We start from the raw sequence: 19,861 nt of genomic DNA, 5'->3' as shown, positions 1-19,861 counted from the left end.
CAAGCCATTTCATAAAACAGACAAGACAAACAAATTTTATATTATTTCAAGTGTCAACTTGACAGGGTACAGTGCACATGAATCCTGTTTTGATGATTCCATTTATCTTCAATGGAGTTGTTGGTCCAGTGATTGGATACATTTCGGTTATGATTGGTTTTGTTGCACGGCCATTTGCCGAAGTTCCATGGGCAACGCCAGCACCAATTTCTGGTGTCCTAATAACTGGTGATTGGAAAATTTTGATTGTGCAAGCATTGGTACTAGCAATTGGAATGATTACCTATTACCCATTTATTAAGATGGATATTGCTAATTCAGAAAAAGCGGCTGCTAAAGCAGATTTATAGAAAGAATACGTTAGATGAAATTTAATAGTATCATGCATGTTTCCTTTTTTACTGATAATCTGGATGAGATTCGAATGTTTTACGAAAACAAATTAGGATTAAAACCAAAAATGATTGTTCGATACAGAGCCTACAAAAATTCTAATAATCTCTTTTTTAGCAAAAAAGCACTGACGAATCCGGATGATATTTGCATTATCTATATTGAAATTTCTTCTGGACAATTTGTTGAATTTTTCCCTAAAGTTGAAGGACAACAAGCACATTCAGAATGGAATGAGAATCTAGGATATTCCCATTTTGCCTTATTAGTAGATGATATTTTTCAGACAAAACATGAGCTGAAAATGGCAGGTGTTGAAATTGACAATGATATTTCTAAAGGACCGTCACACACGTATCAATTTTGGATTCATGATCCTGACGGGAATAAAATTGAGATTATGCAATATACTGAAAATTCAGTCCAAGTAGAGGGAAACTGTTAATGGCTAATGATATACGGTAATAGTTATTAGCAGTGGATTTGTAGTAATCTGATTAAACAATGATAAAGAAGTCCAGCACCCTAAGCTTCTGGTGCTGGACTTCTTTTTTGTTCAAATCTTCGATGTGATGATAGTTAAAGCGTCTCGCCATTGGTAGCAATCACTTTTTGGTACCAATAAAAACTATCTTTTCGGATACGTTTCATGGAACCTGCACCAGTATCATCTTGATCCACATAGATAAAGCCATAGCGCTTAGACATTTGACCAGTTCCTGCAGAGACCAAATCAATACAGCCCCAACTAGTATAGCCAATTAAGTTTACACCATTATTTAAGGCAGTTTTCATTGCCAGAATATGCTTTTTCATGTAGTCAATTCGATAATTATCGTGAATTTTTTCATCCTTGGTTACAACATCGTTAGCACCTAATCCGTTTTCGACAATCATCATCGGTAGTTTGTAGCGATCATAAATGACCTCTAAATAATATTGTAGTCCCATTGGATCATCTGCCCATTGCCATTGTGAGTACTTTAAATATGGATTTTTTGCACCCATGGAGAAGTTACCACCAACCATATTGTCAGTGTCGTGAGTGGTGCTAATACTCGACATATAATATGAGAATGTGTACAGATCGACCGTACCTTTTTTCAGTTCATTCAAATCGGATGCAGTTATATCCAAAGTAACATTGTGTTCATGCCAAAGTCGCTTAGCAAAGGTTGGATACTCGCCTAAGCATTGTACATCACCACTGTAGAAAATGTTTTGTTCCCAAGCGTAACGGTCTTTTAAAATGTCTTTGGGATCAGGAGTCAAAGGGTAAGATACAATACCACAAATCATACAGCCGATTATGAAATCATTGTTAATGTGGTGTCCGATTTGAACGGCTTTTGCACTGGCAACTAACTGATAATGTAGCTGTTGATAGGCGTCTTGATAGGAGTTGTCATCTGTCTTACCAGAACGAATTGCTAAAAACATGACGGTCGTATTAATTTCATTGAATGTCAACCAATATCTAACCTCATGCTGGTATTCAGTGAGAACCGTCTGTGCAAAATGGACATAATAATCAATTAATTTCCGATTGCTCCAACCACCGTAGCGTTCTTCTAGATATAGGGGAAGTTCAAAATGCGAGATTGTAACTAGTGGTTCAATATCATATTTTTTTAGTTCGTCAAAGACGCTGTGGTAGAAATCTAAACCGGCTTGATTGGGTTCTTCTTCATTACCATTTGGGAAAATACGTGACCATGATAGTGACAATCTAAACATTTTGAAGCCCATTTCTGCAAAAAGTGCAATATCTTCTTTGTAGTGATGATAAAAATCAATACCTTCATGGTTAGGATAGTACTCATCTTCAAATATTTTTCCATGTGCACCTTTAGGCAATACTAGTCCTCGACCAGGTGTCCCGTCAGTATTTTCGTAGGTTATTGTACGTCGCTTCTTTAAGGATCCTGCGGTCATTACATCTCTAACTGAAAGGCCACGACCGGCCACGTTATAAGCACCTTCGATTTGATTGGCGGCAGTCGCTCCGCCCCACATGAATGTTTTTGGAAAGCCCATAGTATTCTCCTATTCTTCAGTCTCAACAGTAAGTGTTTTTGTATTTTTGATAGCTTCAGCCTCAGCAACTTCTTGCTCTTTTTGAATTAATTGCTTTTCGTAAACTTTAAAGAAGGGGTACCAGATTAAGGTTGATGGAATTATCATGAGGTAATCCCCCAAGGCATTACGCCAACTTAAAGTGCTTAAATAACTGCCAAATCCCATTGGTAGTAATGCGGTAATAACAATCCAGCTTGGGACAAAGAAACCAATTTTGAAGAGGAGTAATGCACATAGCATTACAACAGGAACGTTTAAAATGTAAGGAATACTCATGATTGGGTTATACATGATTGGAATACCAAATGTCATTGGTTCATTAATACGAAACCAGCCTGGAATTGCAGAAATTTTTCCGACAGCACTTAATTGTTTGGATTTTGAACGGAGTGATAATAATGCTAACGGTAACGTATTACCTGCACCTCCGACTATAGCCATGTATGGAAATAACATAATTGGATAAAAGACACCAGGTTGACCTGCTGCATGTAGCGCTGCGTTAGAGGTGATGGCTTGAATCAACAGTGGCATGACAATTGGGATCAGAATCATAGTACCGTGAATACCAAAGGTCCAAAGAATTGCACCAAAAATACATAAAATGAAAATACCGACAGTTGAAGTCAGTGCACTTAAAGGCGCCGATAATAATGCCATAAATCCGGATGTAATAGTGTATTTTCCGGCACTCATAATGTCAACCAAGTAAGAAGCACTTAAGAAGATTAGTGCATTGAAAAATAAAGGTAGAATTGATGAGAAACCGTCCTGTAAAAATTGTGGTACGACATCAGGCATCTTAATACGGATGTCCTTAGCTAAGCAAAATTTTTCAATGCGAACTGAGATAAAGACTACAACGAAGCCAATAAACATTCCTTGGGCACCTAAATAAGTCATATTGATTGAGGTTCCTGTTTTTGAGAAAATCAGTGTTCCTGCTACAAGAAAAAAGGCAAATAGGGCGTTGATGGCATTCATTATTGGAACTTGCATCTTTAAGTTTTTCGCATAGTGAAAGGCTAAGAATAGAACAACCCAAATTGAGAGGGTTTGCATTGAAAACTGATAAGGAATGTTCAAATACTCAAAAATTGTACTGTCGGCTTTTAAGACACCAAGCATGGTTGGTCCTAATACTGACATTAGGATTTGAAAGATAGCGCCGACCATTAAAATGCCCATGAGGGACATCATTGCGGCTTGTAGTGCAGTCACAAATTTGTTTGATCCTAGTTTTTGTCCAAACTTTTGTAAGCCAGACATGAAACTGCTATTAAAAAATCGTTCCATTACGCTTCCTCCTAGTAAAAAACATGGTTAGTCAAACTTGGATTAGTTTTGATTAACTCAGGATGTCCTCAGCTAATTTGAAAATACTCTCACTATTGCCTACTGCATAATCTAGCGGTGGGATTGAAGCGGTCGGTAAGTTAGTTGTTTTCTGAACTTCCTCCATACGATAAGAAACTTGAGGACCTAATAGCACGACGTCAAAGTCTTGGTAGACATCTTCATAGACGGATAGACCTACCGCTTTAATTTGATCATTTATTCCTCGACTGTCACTGTAGGCCTGAAGCTTTTTCATTAGAATACTAGTAGACATACCACCAGCACACACTAGTAAAATATTCATTTGTTTCATATTTTAGTTCCCTCCGTTCTGATTTTTGGACATACGTATCATTTCTTTAATTAATTCACCGGCCAGCATACTTGTCATAAAGTGGTCTTGCGAGTGTATCAATAAAATACTAAATGGAGTTTGCTCGCCGTTAGCTTCTGCTACTAGTAATTCTGTTTGCACATCATGTGCTTGACCAATTGCAACTTCTGATTCTTTCAATAGTTTTTGTGCTTCGATGAAATTCCCAGCTTGTGCGGCATTCAACGCTTGAAAGGCGAGTGTTCGTCCCTCACCAGAGTATGCAATAATTTGCATTGCAATATTTTGTGCTTCCGAGTTGTATTCTTCCATGACCATTTTCCACCTGCTTTCTTATTTGTCCGTTTCGCAAATTCTATACTAGCGATAAAGATTCTATTTATCAAAAGCGCTTTCATTGCTTTGTGTATGAATTTTAGAGTGTTATCTGTGATCCTAGGTGGTGTAATTAAAATGGTGGTAATCTATTTAGTCCAAATAGTACTTAGCGTATTAAAAAAAATATGAAAAAGTCTATTGTGTATAATGCCCAATGAATTGAGTATCAGTATCCGCGAATTTGTCGTTATTTAGTCACAGTGTTTTACAAGCTTTTCTGTACCGATGTTCGTATAATTGAGGCATGAAAATTGTTAGAACACTGGATATTGCTGTGCTTGATTTTTATGATTATCTAGAAAAACAATTGATTACTGAGATTTATGAAAATACCCATCGGAGAATATCGGCCAATGAAATTAAGAAAGGGCTTAGGTATCGTAAGCGTAATATTAAGGCCAAGGCGGATGTATTGATCATAATCGAGGACTATCAACGCGGCAAAGTATATCAAGTGACCACAAAAACACCACTTGAAACGATTACTGTAAGCTACCAAACAGCAAGTATCGGTCCTAAGCAGGTTAGAGTTACACTATTGGAAAATATCTTAAGTTATGAGCCACAAAAGCATACAAAGTTATTATGTTGGTGGAGCCAAGCAATCATGCTAGGACAAATGTCAAAAACAGTTTTGGAATTAGAAGAAAAAATCAAAAAATGGAAAGATATAACGATGTTATAGTTTCGAACTGCATGCAAATATATTTTATTGAGAATTAAATAAACTAAGGAATCATAATTGTTTAATAATCGTAACGATAGTAGTGATTTCTTCATCAGGAATAATGATGTGAAAAGTTTGTTCCAATCTTTTTAGTATGCTAGCTATCTTTTTATAATCACTGGAAAATTCATTGTTAATTTTTTGCTTTTTGTACAGAACTAATTCATCGCCTCGTTGAATACGTTCAATGAGACTGCCTAGATGAACGAATAGACCAATTTGTTGTTCTTTTGATAGCGTATAAATGACAGTTAAATCATCTATAATTTCAGGTAATACACGTTTTAATTTTGAGATTGAAGCATACTTAAATTGCTCTTCAAAATAAGCATAGATTTGATCGTAGGCAAATTGCTGTGACAGTATTGGTTGGAACATTAATAGGTTGTCCAAGTCAATTTGAGAATGTTCAAAGACTTTGTTAATTGGAATAAATGGTATACCAAAGAGGTTGGGGTCATAGGTGCCAACCAATGCGTGAATGTGATAAATTTTTTGAATATCTTGGATGCTTTTAATTAATTTTGTCTTGTCAGAAACTGCCAGTGCTGTAACTGGAATAGCGAGCTTTGAATATTGATCAATGTAATTTTTTAGTTGCTTTGCACCACCTTCGCCAGTATGGCAAAGGGTAATAATTATTTGGGGTTTCCGTTGTTTATCTTTGATGACTTGGTTAATTTCGGTCGTTACGAGATGGAATACGTTGTCAATGTTTGTGTCTAAAGAGCATTTACGCGCGGTGTCAATGCCAATTAATGTAATGGGAATCTGAACAGCTCGGATAGGCACTTTGATTTCATTACTAATCATATCAAGCATGATCTTGATTGAACCCATATCGTAAATAACAATTACACCAGGCCCTTGATTAATTTTGTTAATCAATGTCTTAATTTCTTGAAGAGCAGTCTTTGTATCCTTGTTGAGGTCCATATCATAACCGGTTGCATAATGTGTTTGATTTAAAACATTGGTTGTTTCAGCTAGTGATTTAGCCGCACCGGTTCCGTGCAGGATGTATAACAACACGGGTCGTCCTTGTTTGACCGGATGGTTTGAAGAAATCAGAAACATAATTATTAAAGCGCTTTCTTCATGCGGCAATTTAATATTCAACTGTGTATCCAGTATTTGTATTAATTTAACTGTTGCCTGATATTCATCAGGATATTCTTGAATTAGTTTTTTTACCTGATTAGGGTTGATACTGTTCTGTTTAATACGTGTTGTTAGCAATGAGTTGATATGCAGACACAAACCGTAATATACGCTATTCTCAAACGTTTTATCCAATTGTCTTTGGCAATCATGTAGCCATTCTTGGATAATCGAGATAATCTTTGGGTTTACTAACTTTGCTAATCTTTGGTATCCCTCTATGGTATCTAATGAATCATGATAATTAAAAGAGTTTAAGATTTTTTGCATATGCTCGCTAGCTAAATCTTTTAGGTGATTTGGACTGATTCCTTTTTTTACGAGTAAAGCGTACTGAAAATTGATGTAGTCATATAAGTCTTCAGTGACTAGCGTTGGCTGGATACCGTTAGCAGACCCATCTACATCATAAATGATTTTTTCAACACCACCGAATAAGTTATCTAAGTCTAGGGAGTTGTGGCGTGTATTTAACAGTGATTCTTGAACTTTTGAAGTAAGATCATCTAAGCAAATAGTCATTGTAGACTTATTCTCAGTTATCACTCGCACATAGGCATTGGCACAAGCTACTCTGACGGTAGATAATAATTCTTTGACATTATGCTTGTATGACGATAATAATAGGGCTTTCAAAACTAGAGTTGGTACTTTGATGGTGCAGTGTGAGATATGACCTTCCATGCTAAAAAAATGATTGATTAATGATAGCTTTTCTAGTAATGGCCGTTCTTTCAAATTCGGCAATTGAATCGTAATAGGAAACTTATCGTCAATAGTAGTACTTTCCGGTAATGTACATGCCAATATGATTAACGGCTTTTGAAACTTATTTACCTTTAAATATTGTGATAAGGTGCCTTGTGGATCTAACAAATTATTTAATCTTGTTTTTTGTTCTATAGTCAAGCACTCGTAGTGCTCAATTAAAATAACGCCACCATAAGCTTTATGAAAGCATGTATTTATTGAGCTTTTGGTAGTACCGAAAAGAATTTCGTCTAACTCAAGGTTACTATTAAGATATTTTTGACAATCGACTACGATTTTAGGGCTGTTACTTTTGATAACTTGGTTTTGCTTTGCAAAATTGATTATTTCTTTTGTAAATACTGACATACCAGTACCTGCTTCTGCCAGTATTTTAATGTTTAAGCAGCCGGCTGGATAAAGAACTGCAGCTTTCGCTTGTTTGATTTGATCCTGAAGACTTCCCCCATATCCAATTAAATTTTCAAAGGTATTCATTGTTGTTAAGCCTTCAGCCAAGCTGTATTGGACTGGACGTGTTGTTGTTTTTACAAGTTTACCTTCGTTGACTAACCGATTAAGAATCGTACTGACGTTTGGACGTTGCATGTCGAGTGCATCTGCAATTGTTTTTGTTGTCAAAATATTTTTTTGCTGATTTTCGTTATATGCCCGTTTTTTTATATAGTCGAATATTCTATTCTGGTTTGACTGACCCATTAGTATTTCCCCCTGTGTGAAAAATATAAATCTAACTCATCGGGATTATTTTACCAGTTAACTAACGATGTATCTTGAGTTTATAATTATAACTTTTGAAAGATGTTTTAGCTTAAGGTGTTTAACATGAAAGATACTAAAATTAGCACAATAAACCCTCTTTGGATTTATTGTGCTAATTTTTAGTATCTTCAGGATGATCTTACAGACTCACCAAGTTGAAGGCTATGTTGTCCATCTTTATGAGGGATACTGACTTGTTTGTATTCTTGATTTTAACGTGGTGGTTGCATTTGATGCCGGACAGCGCGATTCGTCAAGGTAATGTCCGTGGCAGGAATCGTGAAGAGTGGCGTGGTTTCTTCCAAAACGTCACTGAATTCGAGACCATACCAAATAGCGGGGGACGGGGTGATATTTTGCAATAGGACACGTCCGCCAATCAAAAGGCGGTCGAGCTGGCGCATGGTTGGATAACTGGCGAGGTCCATGATCTGCTGATTCTGAACGACGAACTTAAAGTCGCCCACTTCGCGATTCTTTTCGGTTCCAAAGTGGGGGTGCTGCGGATCAATAATGCGATTGGCAATTAGATTAGTCACGATCTCACGTAAATAAATCGTGACATGTTGGGACTTTTTGAAACCTAAGTTAAGTTGTACTTCGACGATATTGCGTGTGCCAAGCATGTCGACCGTGTAGTTGCAATCGTACGGCTGGTTAGTCTCGTTGATTGTGATGAACCAGTAAACTTTGGCACGTTTAGGGCGCTTATCCAAAATGGAATATAAAATGGTTCGTTTCAGGCGATAATGCGCATCGACCTTGGCTAAATAAACCAAGTTAGTCGCAAAAAGCGGCAGGCAATCATCGTGGCTGAGCTGGGTTAACTGTTGGCGATAGTCCAGCAGACTCACCAATTCATTATCCTGGTTATAATGTAGTCGCCGACGATTGCCAAAGTACCACGCCACCATGACTAAGAAGATGAGTAGTGTTAAGCCAAGGGTCAGGTAGCCGCCGTGAATAAATTTCGTTAGGCTAGCCGTGAGAAAAATGACTTCAAGCGTTCCGAAGCTGAGGCCAAGAGTTGTGGCCCAGCCACGATGGCCCTTAGTTAGGACCCACTGAGTGAGCAAGACGGTCGTCATCAGCATGGTAATTGTGATGGCGAGCCCATAAGCCGCTTCCATGTGGGCAGAGGTCTGAAATAGCCAGACGATAATTAGCGTGACCCCACAGAGTAACCAGTTAATGGCACCGATATAAATTTGGCTACGAACTTGGCTAGGATGTTTAATGATCATGCGTGGTAAAAATTTTAACCCGATTGCTTCATCTACTAACGTGTAAGAGCCGGTAATCAAGGCTTGCGAGGCAATAATGGCGGCAACCGTGGCGAGCACGATGGCCGCAATCCGCAGTTCGGCGGGAATCATTTCGTAGAATGGGTTAAGGTTGCTGGCGTTGCGGAACGCACTGCCTTGGTAATGCCGTATGATCCAAGCACCCTGACCAAGATAGTTCAGGATTAGCGCTAAGTAAACGATTGGCCAAGTGGCATCAATGTTGGCTTTGCCAACGTGACCCATGTCGGAATACAGGGCTTCAGCGCCCGTAGTTGCGAGGAAGACACTACCGAGAATGAAAATCCCCATTTTGTTGGTTGGACTGAATAGGACCTGTATCACATAAATTGGTGAAAAGGCTTTGAGAATCGCTGGCGCTTGTAAAATATTGACAGCGCCCATCACGCCGATTCCGGTGAACCAGAGCAGCATGAGTGGGCCAAAGGATTTACCGATGATGGCCGTCCCGAAGCCTTGAATCATGAACAAAAATAACAGAATACCGGTGACCGTTAGTGGTACGAGCCACGGATGCTGGCTGAAGCTCGCCATGGCTGGTAAGCCGCGTAACCCTTCGACCGCTGAAGTGACCGTTACCGCTGGGGTCAGCGTACCATCCGCCAAGAGTGCTGCGCCGCCAATCAAAGCCACTAGGATCAACCATTTGGCACGATGGCGCACGAGTGCGTAGAGTGCAAAGATGCCGCCTTCATGGTGGTTATCGGCGCGCAAGGCAATCAAAACGTACTTGATCGTTGTAATCAGCATGAGTGTCCAAAAAATAAGCGAAACACAGCCAATCACGTACGCTGGCGTGGCATGTTTCAACGTGCCGGCATCGTTAATAATTGCGTTCATCACATAAAGTGGGGACGTCCCGATATCACCGTAGACGACCCCTAATGTAATCAACATCCCAAATAATGTTCGTGATTGAACCTGTTGCTTTTCCATCGTGACAGCCCCCCAATGATCCCAATCTAATTGGTGCCTCATACTATACTAGTTTTCAATCAAGACAGATAAAGTTATGGGCCAAAATAAAATAAATTATGGCTTTTAGGCGGGTGGTTGTGTTAAGTGACTGTCATTTCTCAACTAAAAAACGGCTACCAAAATCGGTAGCCGTTGATGGTGCTATTTCTCAGCTTTGGTTTTTGCTAATTGTGCTGGGCTCAATTTTGAATGCTTGATCGAGTAGGTAAAGTAAACCACCATGCCGATAGCTAACCAGATGATGAACCGTAACCAAGTGACCGGCTTCAAGTTGATCAGCAGGAAGATACAGCTAATGATGGACATGATTGGGACAAATGGGACCCACGGTGTACGGAAAGGCCGCCGTAAGTTTGGCTGGGTTTTTCGAAGTCGTAGGATTGAGAATGAGACGAGCAAGAACGCAGTCAATGTCCCAATGTTAACCAATTCAGCGAGGTCAGCTAATGGAATGAAGCCGCCGATAACCGCGGCAATTACCCCGAATAAGACGGTTGAGGCCACTGGCGCACCACTCTTTTTGCTGATACGGCTGAATAATGGTGAGATCAAGCCATCGCGTGACATGGAGAACGAAATCCGCGTTTGACCATACAGGCAGACCAACATGACGGTGGTCATGCCCAGAATCGCACCCAAGTCGACCACGCCGGCCATCCAATTTTGACCAGATAGGACAAGGACGGCTGAGATGGGATGATCGATATATTTCGCAAACATCCGGAAAGGTACGACGCCAGTCATAATAGCGGAAACGGCCACGTAGAGAATCGTGCAAATGCCGAGTGAGAGGAGCATTGAACGTGGCAAGGTCTTCGATGGTTCCAGCGTTTCCTCAACACTAGAAGAAATGGCATCAAAGCCAATGAAAGCAAAGAAGACACTCGACGCGGCCCCGAACACTCCTTTCATCCCATAAGGCAATAATGGCGTCCAGTTAGCGGGTTTAACGAAGCGAATCGCCGTGAAGATAAAGAGTAAGACGACGGCAATCTTGATGATAACCATGATATTGTTGACGCGCTTAGTCTCTTTGACACCTAATGATAATAGGCAGGTAATGAGTAAAATAATGGCGAAGGCGGGTAAGTTGAAATAGCTGGTGACGCCAGGAGTTGATCCCGGTGCGGCGGTTAAAATCGTTGGAAGCTTTAAGCCGAACCCAGCGAGGAAAGATTGAAAATAGCCGGACCAGCCAGCAGAAACGGTTGAAACAGCGAAGAGATATTCTAGCATCAGGTCCCAACCAATGATGAAGGCGACGATTTCGCCCAAGGTTGTGTAAGAATACGTGTAGGCGGACCCACTTTCTGGAACCATTGCGGCAAATTCGGCGTAACAGAGCGACGCGAATAAGCAAGCGATGGCGGCTAAAACGAATGAGATCATTAAGCCTGGCCCAGCAGTCAAAGCCCCGGTCCCGGTTAAAACGAAAATCCCGGTCCCAATGATGGCCCCAATGCCTAACATGGTCAGATCAAAAGTTTTGAGTTCTTTTTTCAACGGACTGTGATAATTGGCTAACATTTCCCCAATATCCTTTTTTCTTAACAAATGCGTGTGTGTAAGATCCATTAAAATCGCCCCATTTCGATTTAGTGGCTCTTATTCTAATCAGTTATTAAAATAATGATGTGGTCGTTTTGACCTAAATAAAATTTTCGATTAGCTATAATCAACAATTTGACTATTTTGGCTTGATTTAGGGCACAATGGCTGGCTTATGCGGTTAGGTTCTCACCATTTCTGACTAATTTGATTGCGGGCTAAAGTGAGGTTTAATCAAGGCTTATGGGTACTCGGTTCAAGCTCAGTTTTCGTAAGCTTAACTTTAGTGCTGTTAGATGAATATTTGGATTTTTATGGTCAAACTATTAATTAATCGTTGAAAATAAAAAAAGCGCTGAGTAATCTCAACACTTTCAGCGCAGCTTATGATTGATGACGCTTGTAATAACGATAGGCGACGACCAATAAAATAATAATGAGTAAGATACCAATGGCACCTTTAGGCCCAGCCAAACGTTCGGTTAGATGGAACATCCGAATCGGTCCGAGCCCGTGAATTCCTAACATTGCTAACATGGATGAATCCTCCTGACGAGATTATTACTTTTTTATTGAAAAAATGCAACAATTATAATCGTAATGGTTATTATCCCATCATCATCTGCGGTAAAATAAAATTATCATTAAAATAGGTGGGTGCCTCAATTGCAATATATTTTGCCAATCTTCAATGTCATCATCGTCATTAACGCGGTGGCAGCGGTCATTACGGTCTTTCGGGATCGGCGTGATATTGCGGCAACTTGGGCATGGTTGTTAGTTTTGATCATGATTCCGGTCGCCGGCTTTATTGCTTATGCGTTTATTGGCCGGAAATTGCCGAAGAACCGGTTATTCCGATTGAAAAAGGAAACACAGATACGGCTTGATCAGATGATCCAGCGTCAACGAGATGAACTTGGGTCCGAATTAATGCCTGCCGATGCGGTTACAAGCTCGGTGCGTGGCATGGTCAGTTTATTTCTCAACTCGGATGGCGCCTTGCTAAGTCGTAAGAATCGCGTAAAGATTTATACGGATGGTCACAAAAAGTTTCATGATATGTTCCAGGATATCGAAGCGGCCAAGCAACATATTCATATCGAATACTATACATTTTATAATGATAAAATTGGTAACGAGTTGTTACATTTGTTGGAACGTAAGGCTGCCCAGGGTGTCGATGTGCGCGTGCTGTACGATCCATGGGGGTCGATGGGGACGTTCCGAAGCTTCTTCAAGCATTTGGAGGAACTCGGTGGGCATGCCCGGCCATTCTTGGGTGCCCGTTCAGCAGTCCTAGACTTCCGACTCAATTTCCGTGATCACCGTAAAATTGTCGTCACGGATGGTCGCGTGGGTTACGTCGGCGGTTTTAACGTTGGCGATCAGTATTTAGGTCGTGATAAAAAGTTCGGCTATTGGCGGGATACGCATTTGCGCATCGTCGGTTCTGGGGTCTTCGAATTACAAGAACGGTTCATTCGAGACTGGAATGCCACGGATACTGAACATCGCATCATCCCATCGGCGGAAATGTTTCCAGTCATCAAGGTCAAGGGGAATACGTCACTCCAAATTGTGTCGAGTGGTCCTGACAATGATGGCCAACAAATCAAGATGGGTTATATTAAAATGATTATGACGGCGCAGGATCATCTCTGGATTCAATCACCATACTTAATTCCAGATGATTCGGTTTTAGATGCGATTCGGATTGCGGCGATGTCGGGGGTGGATGTTCGAATCATGGTTCCCGATAAGCCGGACCATGCTTTTGTTTATCGCGCCACGCAATATTATGCTCGTGAATTAGCCGAAGCCGGGGTGAAGATTTATTACTACAATAATGGATTTATTCATTCTAAGACGATGGTCATTGATGGCCAGGTGGCGTCGGTTGGCTCGGCCAACATGGACTTCCGCAGCTTCAAGCTAAATTTCGAAGTTAATGCCTTCTTGTATGATACGGTGTTAGCGCAAGAACTTGAAGCGGCCTTCTTGGAAGACCAGGCGTTGAGTAGTTTGATTACCGTGCAAGACTTTAAGGACCAATCTTTCTGGTTGAAATTTAAGCAGACGTTCTCACGGCTGTTATCACCAATTTTATAGTCAAAAATCACTGATTTAGGTTTCGATTAACTAAATCAGTGATTTTTTAGTTTAAATAACGAATTTCTGTTCTAAAATGGCTAATTGTCTCTAAAATCCGATTGACCTGGTTGCGATGATAAACTGTTTATCAGAATTATAAAGTCGGACGTAAAACAATCTCATTAATATCAACATTATCTGGCTGTTCAATGGCAAAGACGACGGAAGCTGCAATGTCTTCAGGCCGCAATTTAGGAACGCGTTTTAAGTTAGCGTTTCGCTGGTCTTCAAAGAACCCGGTTTTAACAAACGCTGGTGAAACCATCATGGTTCGGATATGTGACTTGGCTTCTTCTGCGCGGACACCATCCATAATGGCACGGACACTAAACTTTGTACTAGCGTAGACCGTATTATTTTGACCAACTTGATGGCCGGCAGTTGAGTCAGTCGCGATAATCTGACCGCTTTGTTGTTTTTCCATCACAGGAATGGTCGCAGCTAGACCATACAAAACGCCTTTAACGTTGATGTCAATCATCTTTTCCCATTCATCAACTCGGACTTCATTTAGCGGGGCAAAGCTCATCACACCAGCGTTTAAGTCTAAAACGTCGATACGGCCATACTCATCTAGAGCGAAATCGATTAACGCCTGAACTTCAGCCTTGTTACTAACGTCGGTTGGCTTGAAAACAGTCGTACCACCGGCTTGCCGAATCCTTTCAGCCGTGGCTTTGAGGTCAGCTTCTTTACGTGCTGCTAAAACAATTTGGTGCCCATGGCTGGCCGCTAATAACGCGGTTGCCTTACCGATACCGCTAGTTGCACCGGTAATAATGATCGTCTTTACTTGTTGCAAAAGTAGTCGCCTCATTCATTTTAATAAGTTCATTAATTTTATCCGGACTTGAGAATAGCCCTTAAAAGCTGTCAGTACAAATTGCTTGTTCGACATGAGAACTGGTTTAATCCAAATATAGTCGTTTTAACGTGTTAATATCGGCAACGCTCAACCCAATTACTTCACGTAAGTAGCCCAGGCCACCGCCATATAGATCGTCAAAGACGCGGAAGACCATCTTTAAATTGTCAGCTTGAACGTCTAAGGCTGAGTTGAAGTGGCTTGCCAGGTCGCCGTTATTGGCTTCCGTGATGATGGTGTCGTTGTCGAGTTGGTCGGCAGCCATGAAGACGGCGTTCGTCAATAAATAGTCCTTGAGAATCGTTTCGCGGGGGACATCCAATGCGGTCATGATCAGCGTGGCAGCCACGCCAGTCCGGTCTTTACCCGCGGCACAGTGGAAGAGGACGGATTGATCAGGTTGGTCGTTGGCTAGTAAGGTGGCGAAAAGGTTTTGCCAAACTTTAATTGGATGGCTGTCGGTCACCATTTGCGCATAGGTCTGTGCATTGAAACTATCGTCGACGATGAGTCGCTTGATCAAGCGCTTTAGGCGGCGGTCAAAACGGCGGTTATCCGCAAATGGGTAGACCGAAGTGTTCATATATTTCGTGTGTTTTGGAAGTCGGTCTGGCGACATTTCAGTTTCATTAGCTTGTCGTAAGTCGATATCGTAACGCAGGCCGTAATCAGCCAAATAGGCGAGGTCATGTTTACTTAATAGCGACATACCGCCACAGCGTAATAGCTTTTGCCATTTGATGGTTTGTCCGCCGGTCGTCTCATAGCCGCCGAGTTCGCGAAAATTGATGCCATGTTCTAATCGTAAAATGCGATTGTGTTCCATTTAAAATTACCTCGATTAATCGTTTACTTTAGTATAACCGCTTTCATTGCCGATGTCGCACCCAAGAGTGGGACAAAAGGCGGTCTGCTACCGAGCATAGCCTAGGAAACCGGATGATTGGGGCTTTCAATCGTTCGGTTTCCGTAGCTAAGCGGAGGTCGCAGCCTTTTGTTCCACGTTTCGGCTATAACTATTTGGCGCTAAAAAAAGAGTCTGGCTTTCCAGACTCTTTTGATTAATCACCGTTATAAATGGAATTTTTGACGACCACGTAGTCACATTTGGTAATGGCCTTGAGGTCGCGGCCACCGGCATATGAAATCGATGATTGAAGATCTTCTTGCATCTCATTCAAGGTGTCGGCCAAATGCCCCCGATATGGGACTAACATTTGTTTGCCTTCCACGTTTTTATGTTCACCTTTTTGCGTTTCACTGGCGGAACCATAATATTGTTTATAAGTTTTGCCGTCGATTTTGAGAATGTTGCCAGGGGATTCTTGATGTCCGGCGAGCATTGAGCCAATCATGACCATGGTGGCGCCAAAACGAATCGACTTGGCGATGTCACCATTTGTTCGTACGCCACCGTCAGCGATAATTGGTTTCCGAGCAGCCTTTGCACACCAGCGTACGGCTGCTAATTGCCAGCCACCAGTCCCAAAGCCAGTTTTAACTTTGGTGATGCAAGCTTTACCAGGACCCACGCCAACTTTGGTCGCATCGGCACCGGCATTTTCCAAGTCGCGGACCGCTGCTGGGGTCGCGACATTGCCGGCAATCACGAAACTAGCCGGCAAGACCTGTTTGATGTGCTTGATCATTTCGATCACACTGTCGGCGTGACCGTGGGCAATATCAATCGTAATGTATTCGGGTACAATTTTAGCCGTGGCAAGTTCATCGATAAAATCATGTTCGCTAGGCTTGACGCCAACCGAAATTGAAGCGAATAACTTGTCAGCATGCATCGTTTCGATGAAAGCTCGGCGTGTTTTTGGGGCGAAACGGTGCATGATGTAGAAGTAGTCATTGCTGGCGAGCCACTTGGCTAAATCGTCGTTGATGACGGTCGCCATGTTGGCAGGCACAACGGGAATCTTGAACCGACGACCACCGAGCTCAACGGTCGTATCCGCTTCCGAGCGGCTGTTAATGACACATTTGTTCGGAATTAATTGAATATCTTCGTAATCAAAAATCTCCATGGTCAGCACTCCTTTAACTTAAGCCCAGATGTTGTGGTTGATGACGTTGGTTTGATCACGGTCTGGACCAACAGAGAAGGTAGCAAGTTTAACACCAACGAGTTCTTCAATGCGTTTCAAGTAGTTTTGAGCATTAACTGGCAAGTCTTCTAATTTTTTAACGCCAGTGATATCTTCATCCCAACCTGGTAATTCATCGTAGATTGGTTTGCAAGCTTCAAGTTCTTTCAAGCTGGCAGGGTAATGATAGATGGTTTCACCATTTAAATCATAAGCGGTACAAATTTTGATGGTCTTCAAGCCGGTCAAAATATCCAAGCAGTTTAAGCTTAAGTGAGTCAGGCCAGAGACCCGTTTGGCATGCCGTAAAACAACACTGTCAAACCAGCCGATACGCCGTGGCCGCTTAGTAACAGTCCCGTATTCATGGGCAGTTTCGCGGATAAAGTTTCCAACTTCGTCAAAGAGTTCAGTTGGGAAAGGCCCATCACCGACTCGTGACGTGTAGGCTTTTAAGACGCCGACACAGTTGTCGATCTTCGAAGGCCCCACGCCACTCCCGATAGTAACGCCCCCGGCAACCGGGTTTGAAGAAGTGACATAAGGATAGGTTCCTTGGTCAATATCGAGCATGACCCCTTGCGCACCTTCAAATAGAACCCGTTTGCCATCATCGAGTGCGTCGTTGATGACCACGGAAGTATCGGTGACAAATGGCTTTAATTGTTGCCCATAGTTATAGTAGTCTTCGAAAATATCTTCAAATTTAAGAGGTTCCAAATCGTACAACTTAGTAATGATTTGGTTCTTTTCTTTTAAGTTACGTTTTAATAATTCGGCAAAAGTGTCTTTATCGAGCAAATCAGCGACCCGAATCCCAATCCGTTCAGCCTTGTCCATGTAAGCCGGGCCGATACCCTTGTTAGTTGTCCCAATCTTGCCACCGGCTTTGGATTTTTCTTGCGCGCCATCTAAAACGATATGGTATGGCAAGATGACGTGTGCCCGGTTAGAGATTCGTAAGTTATCTGGTTGAACCCCATTGTCACGGAGATATTGAAGTTCTTCGACTAATGACTTCGGATTTAAGACCACGCCGTTACCGATGATGCTAAGCTTATCATGGAAGAAAATGCCAGATGGCACCAAGCGTAATTTGAAAGTTTTACCATTAAATACGATGGTGTGGCCAGCGTTATCGCCGCCTTGGTAACGTGATACCACATCTGCTTCCTGACTTAAAAAGTCCGTGATCTTTCCTTTACCTTCATCGCCCCATTGGCTACCTACTACTACGACTGATGCCATGTTTTCCACCTCATTAAATTAGTTTAATTATGAATGATTAATAGCACTGAGTGACAAAACGTTCATCACTCCAACAGGAATGAGTATAGCAATTTTCAACGTTGAACGCAAGACTAAAACCGAATGTTCTTGTTTTAAGAACGATTAAACGTTCATGATTGTTCGATTAATATCGTTATATCATGACATAATCATGAAAACTTATGAAAAATAAGTAAACTTTTTCATTGTTCGGTCCTATGATTCAGTTGGTGGGTATGATATAATAATGTTCGTGTTTTGTTGGTAAATCAGTAAATAGAAATGAGGATTAGCAATGATTGATCGTTATACGCGGCCCGAGATGGGCAAAGTGTGGTCCCTGGAAAACCAGTACCAAGCTTGGTTGGAAGTTGAAATCGCTGCCGATGAAGCCTGGGCTGAATTAGGCAAGATTCCAGCAAGTGATGTCGCTAAGATTCGTGAAAATGCTAAGTTTGATGTTGACCGGATTGCGGAGATTGAAGCCGTAACCCATCATGATGTGGTTGCTTTTACCCGGGATGTTTCCGAGTCACTTGGGGACGAACGTAAATGGGTCCATTATGGGTTGACCAGTACTGATGTCGTTGATACTGCGCAAGGCTACCGCTTAAAGCAGGCCAATGCGATTATTCGCCAAGATTTACAAGATTTACGAGCAACGTTAGCGCAACAAGCTAAAAAATATAAATATACCGTTGAAATGGGGCGGACACATGGGGTCCACGCCGAACCAACGACCTTTGGGTTGAAATTGGCGCGGTGGTATTCTGAAATCAATCGGGATATCGAACGGTTTGAACATGCCGCTGCTGGCGTTGAAGCGGGCAAGATTAGTGGGGCCGTTGGGACTTTCGCCAACATTCCACCATTTGTTGAACAATTTGTCTGCGATAAGTTGGGGATTCGAGCCCAAGAAATTTCGACGCAAGTGTTACCACGAGACTTACACGCCGAATATATTGCGACGATGGCCTTAATTGCCACTAGTGTTGAAGTCTTCGCCACTGAAATTCGTGGTTTACAAAAATCTGAAACGCATGAAGTGGAAGAATTCTTCAATAAAGGTCAAAAGGGCTCTTCAGCGATGCCACATAAGCGGAATCCAATTGGTTCTGAAAATGTCACTGGCTTGGCGCGAGTTATTCGTGGTCATATGATGACGGCTTATGAAGATGTGCCATTATGGCATGAACGTGATATCTCGCATTCTTCCGCCGAACGAATTATTTTACCGGATACGACGATCTTAACGGATTACATCTTGACTCGTATTAATAAGATTATCGGGACACTCACCGTTTTCCCTGAACGGATGAAGGAAAACATGGGCGACACTTACGGTTTGATTTACAGTCAACGGGTCTTGTTGAAGCTGATCGATACCGGCATGTCGCGTGAAAGTGCCTATGATTTGGTCCAACCATTGACGGCCAAGTCATGGGACGAGCAGTTACAATTCAAACCATTGATTGAAGGTAACGCTGAGATCCGACAACATTTGGATCAGGCGGCGATCGATGATGCCTTTGATTACCATTATCATTTACGGCATGTCGATGATATCTTTAAGCGGTTAGGGTTAGACGATTAATTCAAAATCGAGGAATATTTCAACGAGCTATACTTGTTGGAATATTCCTTTTTTTAATCACTAGTTCTGAAATTTAGCTGTAGTAGATTCGAAATTAGCAATTAGCAAAGTTG

17 protein-coding genes are annotated in these 19,861 nt (G+C 41.7%); 5 read left to right on the top strand and 12 right to left on the bottom strand.

The features are described 5' to 3' along the window. Nucleotides 1–77: 77 nt before the first annotated feature. A complete protein-coding gene (locus tag FFM70_RS07675; protein ID WP_137616266.1) occupies nt 78–350 on the top strand; it encodes a hypothetical protein in 273 nt (90 codons plus the stop codon). Between the two features lie 14 nt (nt 351–364). Continuing rightward, nucleotides 365–838 (top strand): VOC family protein, encoded by a 474-nt coding sequence (locus FFM70_RS07670; RefSeq protein ID WP_137616265.1) that lies wholly within the window; start codon nt 365–367, stop codon nt 836–838. A gap of 134 nt (nt 839–972) precedes the next feature. Here FFM70_RS07670 and FFM70_RS07665 read toward each other — a convergent pair whose 3' ends face one another. From FFM70_RS07665 to FFM70_RS07650, 4 genes are read right to left on the bottom strand one after another with little or no spacing between them, the layout of a single operon-like run. Beyond that, nucleotides 973–2,430 carry a glycoside hydrolase family 1 protein gene (locus FFM70_RS07665; protein ID WP_137616264.1) on the bottom strand — a complete coding sequence of 486 codons (1,458 nt, stop codon included), beginning with the start codon at nt 2,428–2,430 and terminating at the stop codon, nt 973–975. 9 nt (nt 2,431–2,439) lie between these two features. Further along, on the bottom strand, nt 2,440–3,768 hold the full coding sequence (locus tag FFM70_RS07660; protein WP_137616263.1) for a PTS sugar transporter subunit IIC: 1,329 nt from the start codon (nt 3,766–3,768) through the stop codon (nt 2,440–2,442). Nucleotides 3,769–3,820: 52 nt separating this feature from the next. Beyond that, nucleotides 3,821–4,123, bottom strand: a complete 303-nt coding sequence (locus tag FFM70_RS07655) for a PTS sugar transporter subunit IIB (protein WP_137616262.1) — start codon at nt 4,121–4,123, stop codon at nt 3,821–3,823. Between the two features lie 3 nt (nt 4,124–4,126). Continuing rightward, nucleotides 4,127–4,456 (bottom strand): PTS lactose/cellobiose transporter subunit IIA, encoded by a 330-nt coding sequence (locus tag FFM70_RS07650; protein WP_137616261.1) that lies wholly within the window; start codon nt 4,454–4,456, stop codon nt 4,127–4,129. Between the two features lie 310 nt (nt 4,457–4,766). On the opposite strand from FFM70_RS07650, the gene FFM70_RS07645 reads away from it, so the two are divergent. Then, on the top strand, nt 4,767–5,207 hold the full coding sequence (locus FFM70_RS07645; RefSeq protein ID WP_137616260.1) for a DUF3284 domain-containing protein: 441 nt from the start codon (nt 4,767–4,769) through the stop codon (nt 5,205–5,207). 51 nt (nt 5,208–5,258) lie between these two features. Here FFM70_RS07645 and FFM70_RS07640 read toward each other — a convergent pair whose 3' ends face one another. The 4 genes from FFM70_RS07640 to FFM70_RS13855 all read right to left on the bottom strand — a co-directional run bounded on the left by FFM70_RS07640 (nt 5,259) and on the right by FFM70_RS13855 (nt 12,310). Further along, nucleotides 5,259–7,880, bottom strand: coding sequence for a PRD domain-containing protein (locus FFM70_RS07640; protein WP_137616259.1), 2,622 nt, complete (start codon nt 7,878–7,880; stop codon nt 5,259–5,261). 275 nt (nt 7,881–8,155) lie between these two features. Continuing rightward, complete coding sequence (locus FFM70_RS07635) at nt 8,156–10,183, bottom strand: KUP/HAK/KT family potassium transporter (protein WP_137616258.1); 2,028 nt, start codon at nt 10,181–10,183, stop codon at nt 8,156–8,158. 183 nt (nt 10,184–10,366) lie between these two features. Beyond that, a complete protein-coding gene (locus FFM70_RS07630) occupies nt 10,367–11,800 on the bottom strand; it encodes a branched-chain amino acid transporter BcaP (RefSeq protein WP_137616257.1) in 1,434 nt (477 codons plus the stop codon). A gap of 357 nt (nt 11,801–12,157) precedes the next feature. Next, nucleotides 12,158–12,310, bottom strand: a complete 153-nt coding sequence (locus FFM70_RS13855; RefSeq protein ID WP_171002328.1) for a hypothetical protein — start codon at nt 12,308–12,310, stop codon at nt 12,158–12,160. A 129-nt stretch (nt 12,311–12,439) separates the two neighbouring features. Here FFM70_RS13855 and cls point away from each other — a divergent pair, with 129 nt between their 5' ends. Further along, nucleotides 12,440–13,885 carry a cardiolipin synthase gene (gene cls / locus FFM70_RS07625; RefSeq protein WP_171002327.1) on the top strand — a complete coding sequence of 482 codons (1,446 nt, stop codon included), beginning with the start codon at nt 12,440–12,442 and terminating at the stop codon, nt 13,883–13,885. 136 nt (nt 13,886–14,021) lie between these two features. Here cls and FFM70_RS07620 read toward each other — a convergent pair whose 3' ends face one another. The 4 genes from FFM70_RS07620 to FFM70_RS07605 all read right to left on the bottom strand — a co-directional run bounded on the left by FFM70_RS07620 (nt 14,022) and on the right by FFM70_RS07605 (nt 18,133). Then, entirely contained in the window at nt 14,022–14,729 is a 708-nt protein-coding gene (locus FFM70_RS07620; protein ID WP_223877456.1) for an SDR family oxidoreductase, read from the bottom strand. 106 nt (nt 14,730–14,835) lie between these two features. Further along, on the bottom strand, nt 14,836–15,618 hold the full coding sequence (locus FFM70_RS07615) for a tyrosine-protein phosphatase (RefSeq protein WP_137616254.1): 783 nt from the start codon (nt 15,616–15,618) through the stop codon (nt 14,836–14,838). A gap of 235 nt (nt 15,619–15,853) precedes the next feature. After that, nucleotides 15,854–16,825, bottom strand: a complete 972-nt coding sequence (locus FFM70_RS07610) for a GMP reductase (RefSeq protein WP_171002326.1) — start codon at nt 16,823–16,825, stop codon at nt 15,854–15,856. 18 nt (nt 16,826–16,843) lie between these two features. Beyond that, a complete protein-coding gene (locus tag FFM70_RS07605; RefSeq protein WP_137616253.1) occupies nt 16,844–18,133 on the bottom strand; it encodes an adenylosuccinate synthase in 1,290 nt (429 codons plus the stop codon). 316 nt (nt 18,134–18,449) lie between these two features. On the opposite strand from FFM70_RS07605, the gene purB reads away from it, so the two are divergent. Then, nucleotides 18,450–19,748: an adenylosuccinate lyase gene (purB, locus tag FFM70_RS07600; protein WP_137616252.1), complete on the top strand. Its 1,299-nt coding sequence runs from the start codon at nt 18,450–18,452 to the stop codon at nt 19,746–19,748. Nucleotides 19,749–19,861 lie beyond the last annotated feature (113 nt).

This window comes from Lactiplantibacillus nangangensis (assembly GCF_005405065.1).
Classification (GTDB): Bacteria; Bacillota; Bacilli; order Lactobacillales; family Lactobacillaceae; genus Lactiplantibacillus; species Lactiplantibacillus nangangensis.
The sequence above is the reverse complement of the archived record's forward strand: the minus strand, read 5'-3'. Positions and strand labels throughout refer to the sequence as shown.

Excerpts from the sequence above, each read along its gene's own strand:
- FFM70_RS07670 (WP_137616265.1), top strand. The coding sequence starts at position 365 with ATGAAATTTAATAGTATCATGCATGTTTCCTTTTTTACTGATAATCTG.
- purB (WP_137616252.1), top strand. The coding sequence starts at position 18,450 with ATGATTGATCGTTATACGCGGCCCGAGATGGGCAAAGTGTGGTCCCTG.
- FFM70_RS07610 (WP_171002326.1), bottom strand. The coding sequence starts at position 16,825 with ATGGAGATTTTTGATTACGAAGATATTCAATTAATTCCGAACAAATGT.
- FFM70_RS07665 (WP_137616264.1), bottom strand. The coding sequence starts at position 2,430 with ATGGGCTTTCCAAAAACATTCATGTGGGGCGGAGCGACTGCCGCCAAT.
- FFM70_RS07630 (WP_137616257.1), bottom strand. The coding sequence starts at position 11,800 with ATGGATCTTACACACACGCATTTGTTAAGAAAAAAGGATATTGGGGAA.
- FFM70_RS07675 (WP_137616266.1), top strand. The coding sequence starts at position 78 with ATGAATCCTGTTTTGATGATTCCATTTATCTTCAATGGAGTTGTTGGT.
- FFM70_RS07635 (WP_137616258.1), bottom strand. The coding sequence starts at position 10,183 with ATGGAAAAGCAACAGGTTCAATCACGAACATTATTTGGGATGTTGATT.
- FFM70_RS13855 (WP_171002328.1), bottom strand. The coding sequence starts at position 12,310 with ATGTTAGCAATGTTAGGAATTCACGGGCTCGGACCGATTCGGATGTTC.
- FFM70_RS07650 (WP_137616261.1), bottom strand. The coding sequence starts at position 4,456 with ATGGAAGAATACAACTCGGAAGCACAAAATATTGCAATGCAAATTATT.
- FFM70_RS07605 (WP_137616253.1), bottom strand. The coding sequence starts at position 18,133 with ATGGCATCAGTCGTAGTAGTAGGTAGCCAATGGGGCGATGAAGGTAAA.
- FFM70_RS07660 (WP_137616263.1), bottom strand. The coding sequence starts at position 3,768 with ATGGAACGATTTTTTAATAGCAGTTTCATGTCTGGCTTACAAAAGTTT.
- FFM70_RS07655 (WP_137616262.1), bottom strand. The coding sequence starts at position 4,123 with ATGAAACAAATGAATATTTTACTAGTGTGTGCTGGTGGTATGTCTACT.
- FFM70_RS07640 (WP_137616259.1), bottom strand. The coding sequence starts at position 7,880 with ATGGGTCAGTCAAACCAGAATAGAATATTCGACTATATAAAAAAACGG.
- FFM70_RS07645 (WP_137616260.1), top strand. The coding sequence starts at position 4,767 with ATGAAAATTGTTAGAACACTGGATATTGCTGTGCTTGATTTTTATGAT.
- FFM70_RS07615 (WP_137616254.1), bottom strand. The coding sequence starts at position 15,618 with ATGGAACACAATCGCATTTTACGATTAGAACATGGCATCAATTTTCGC.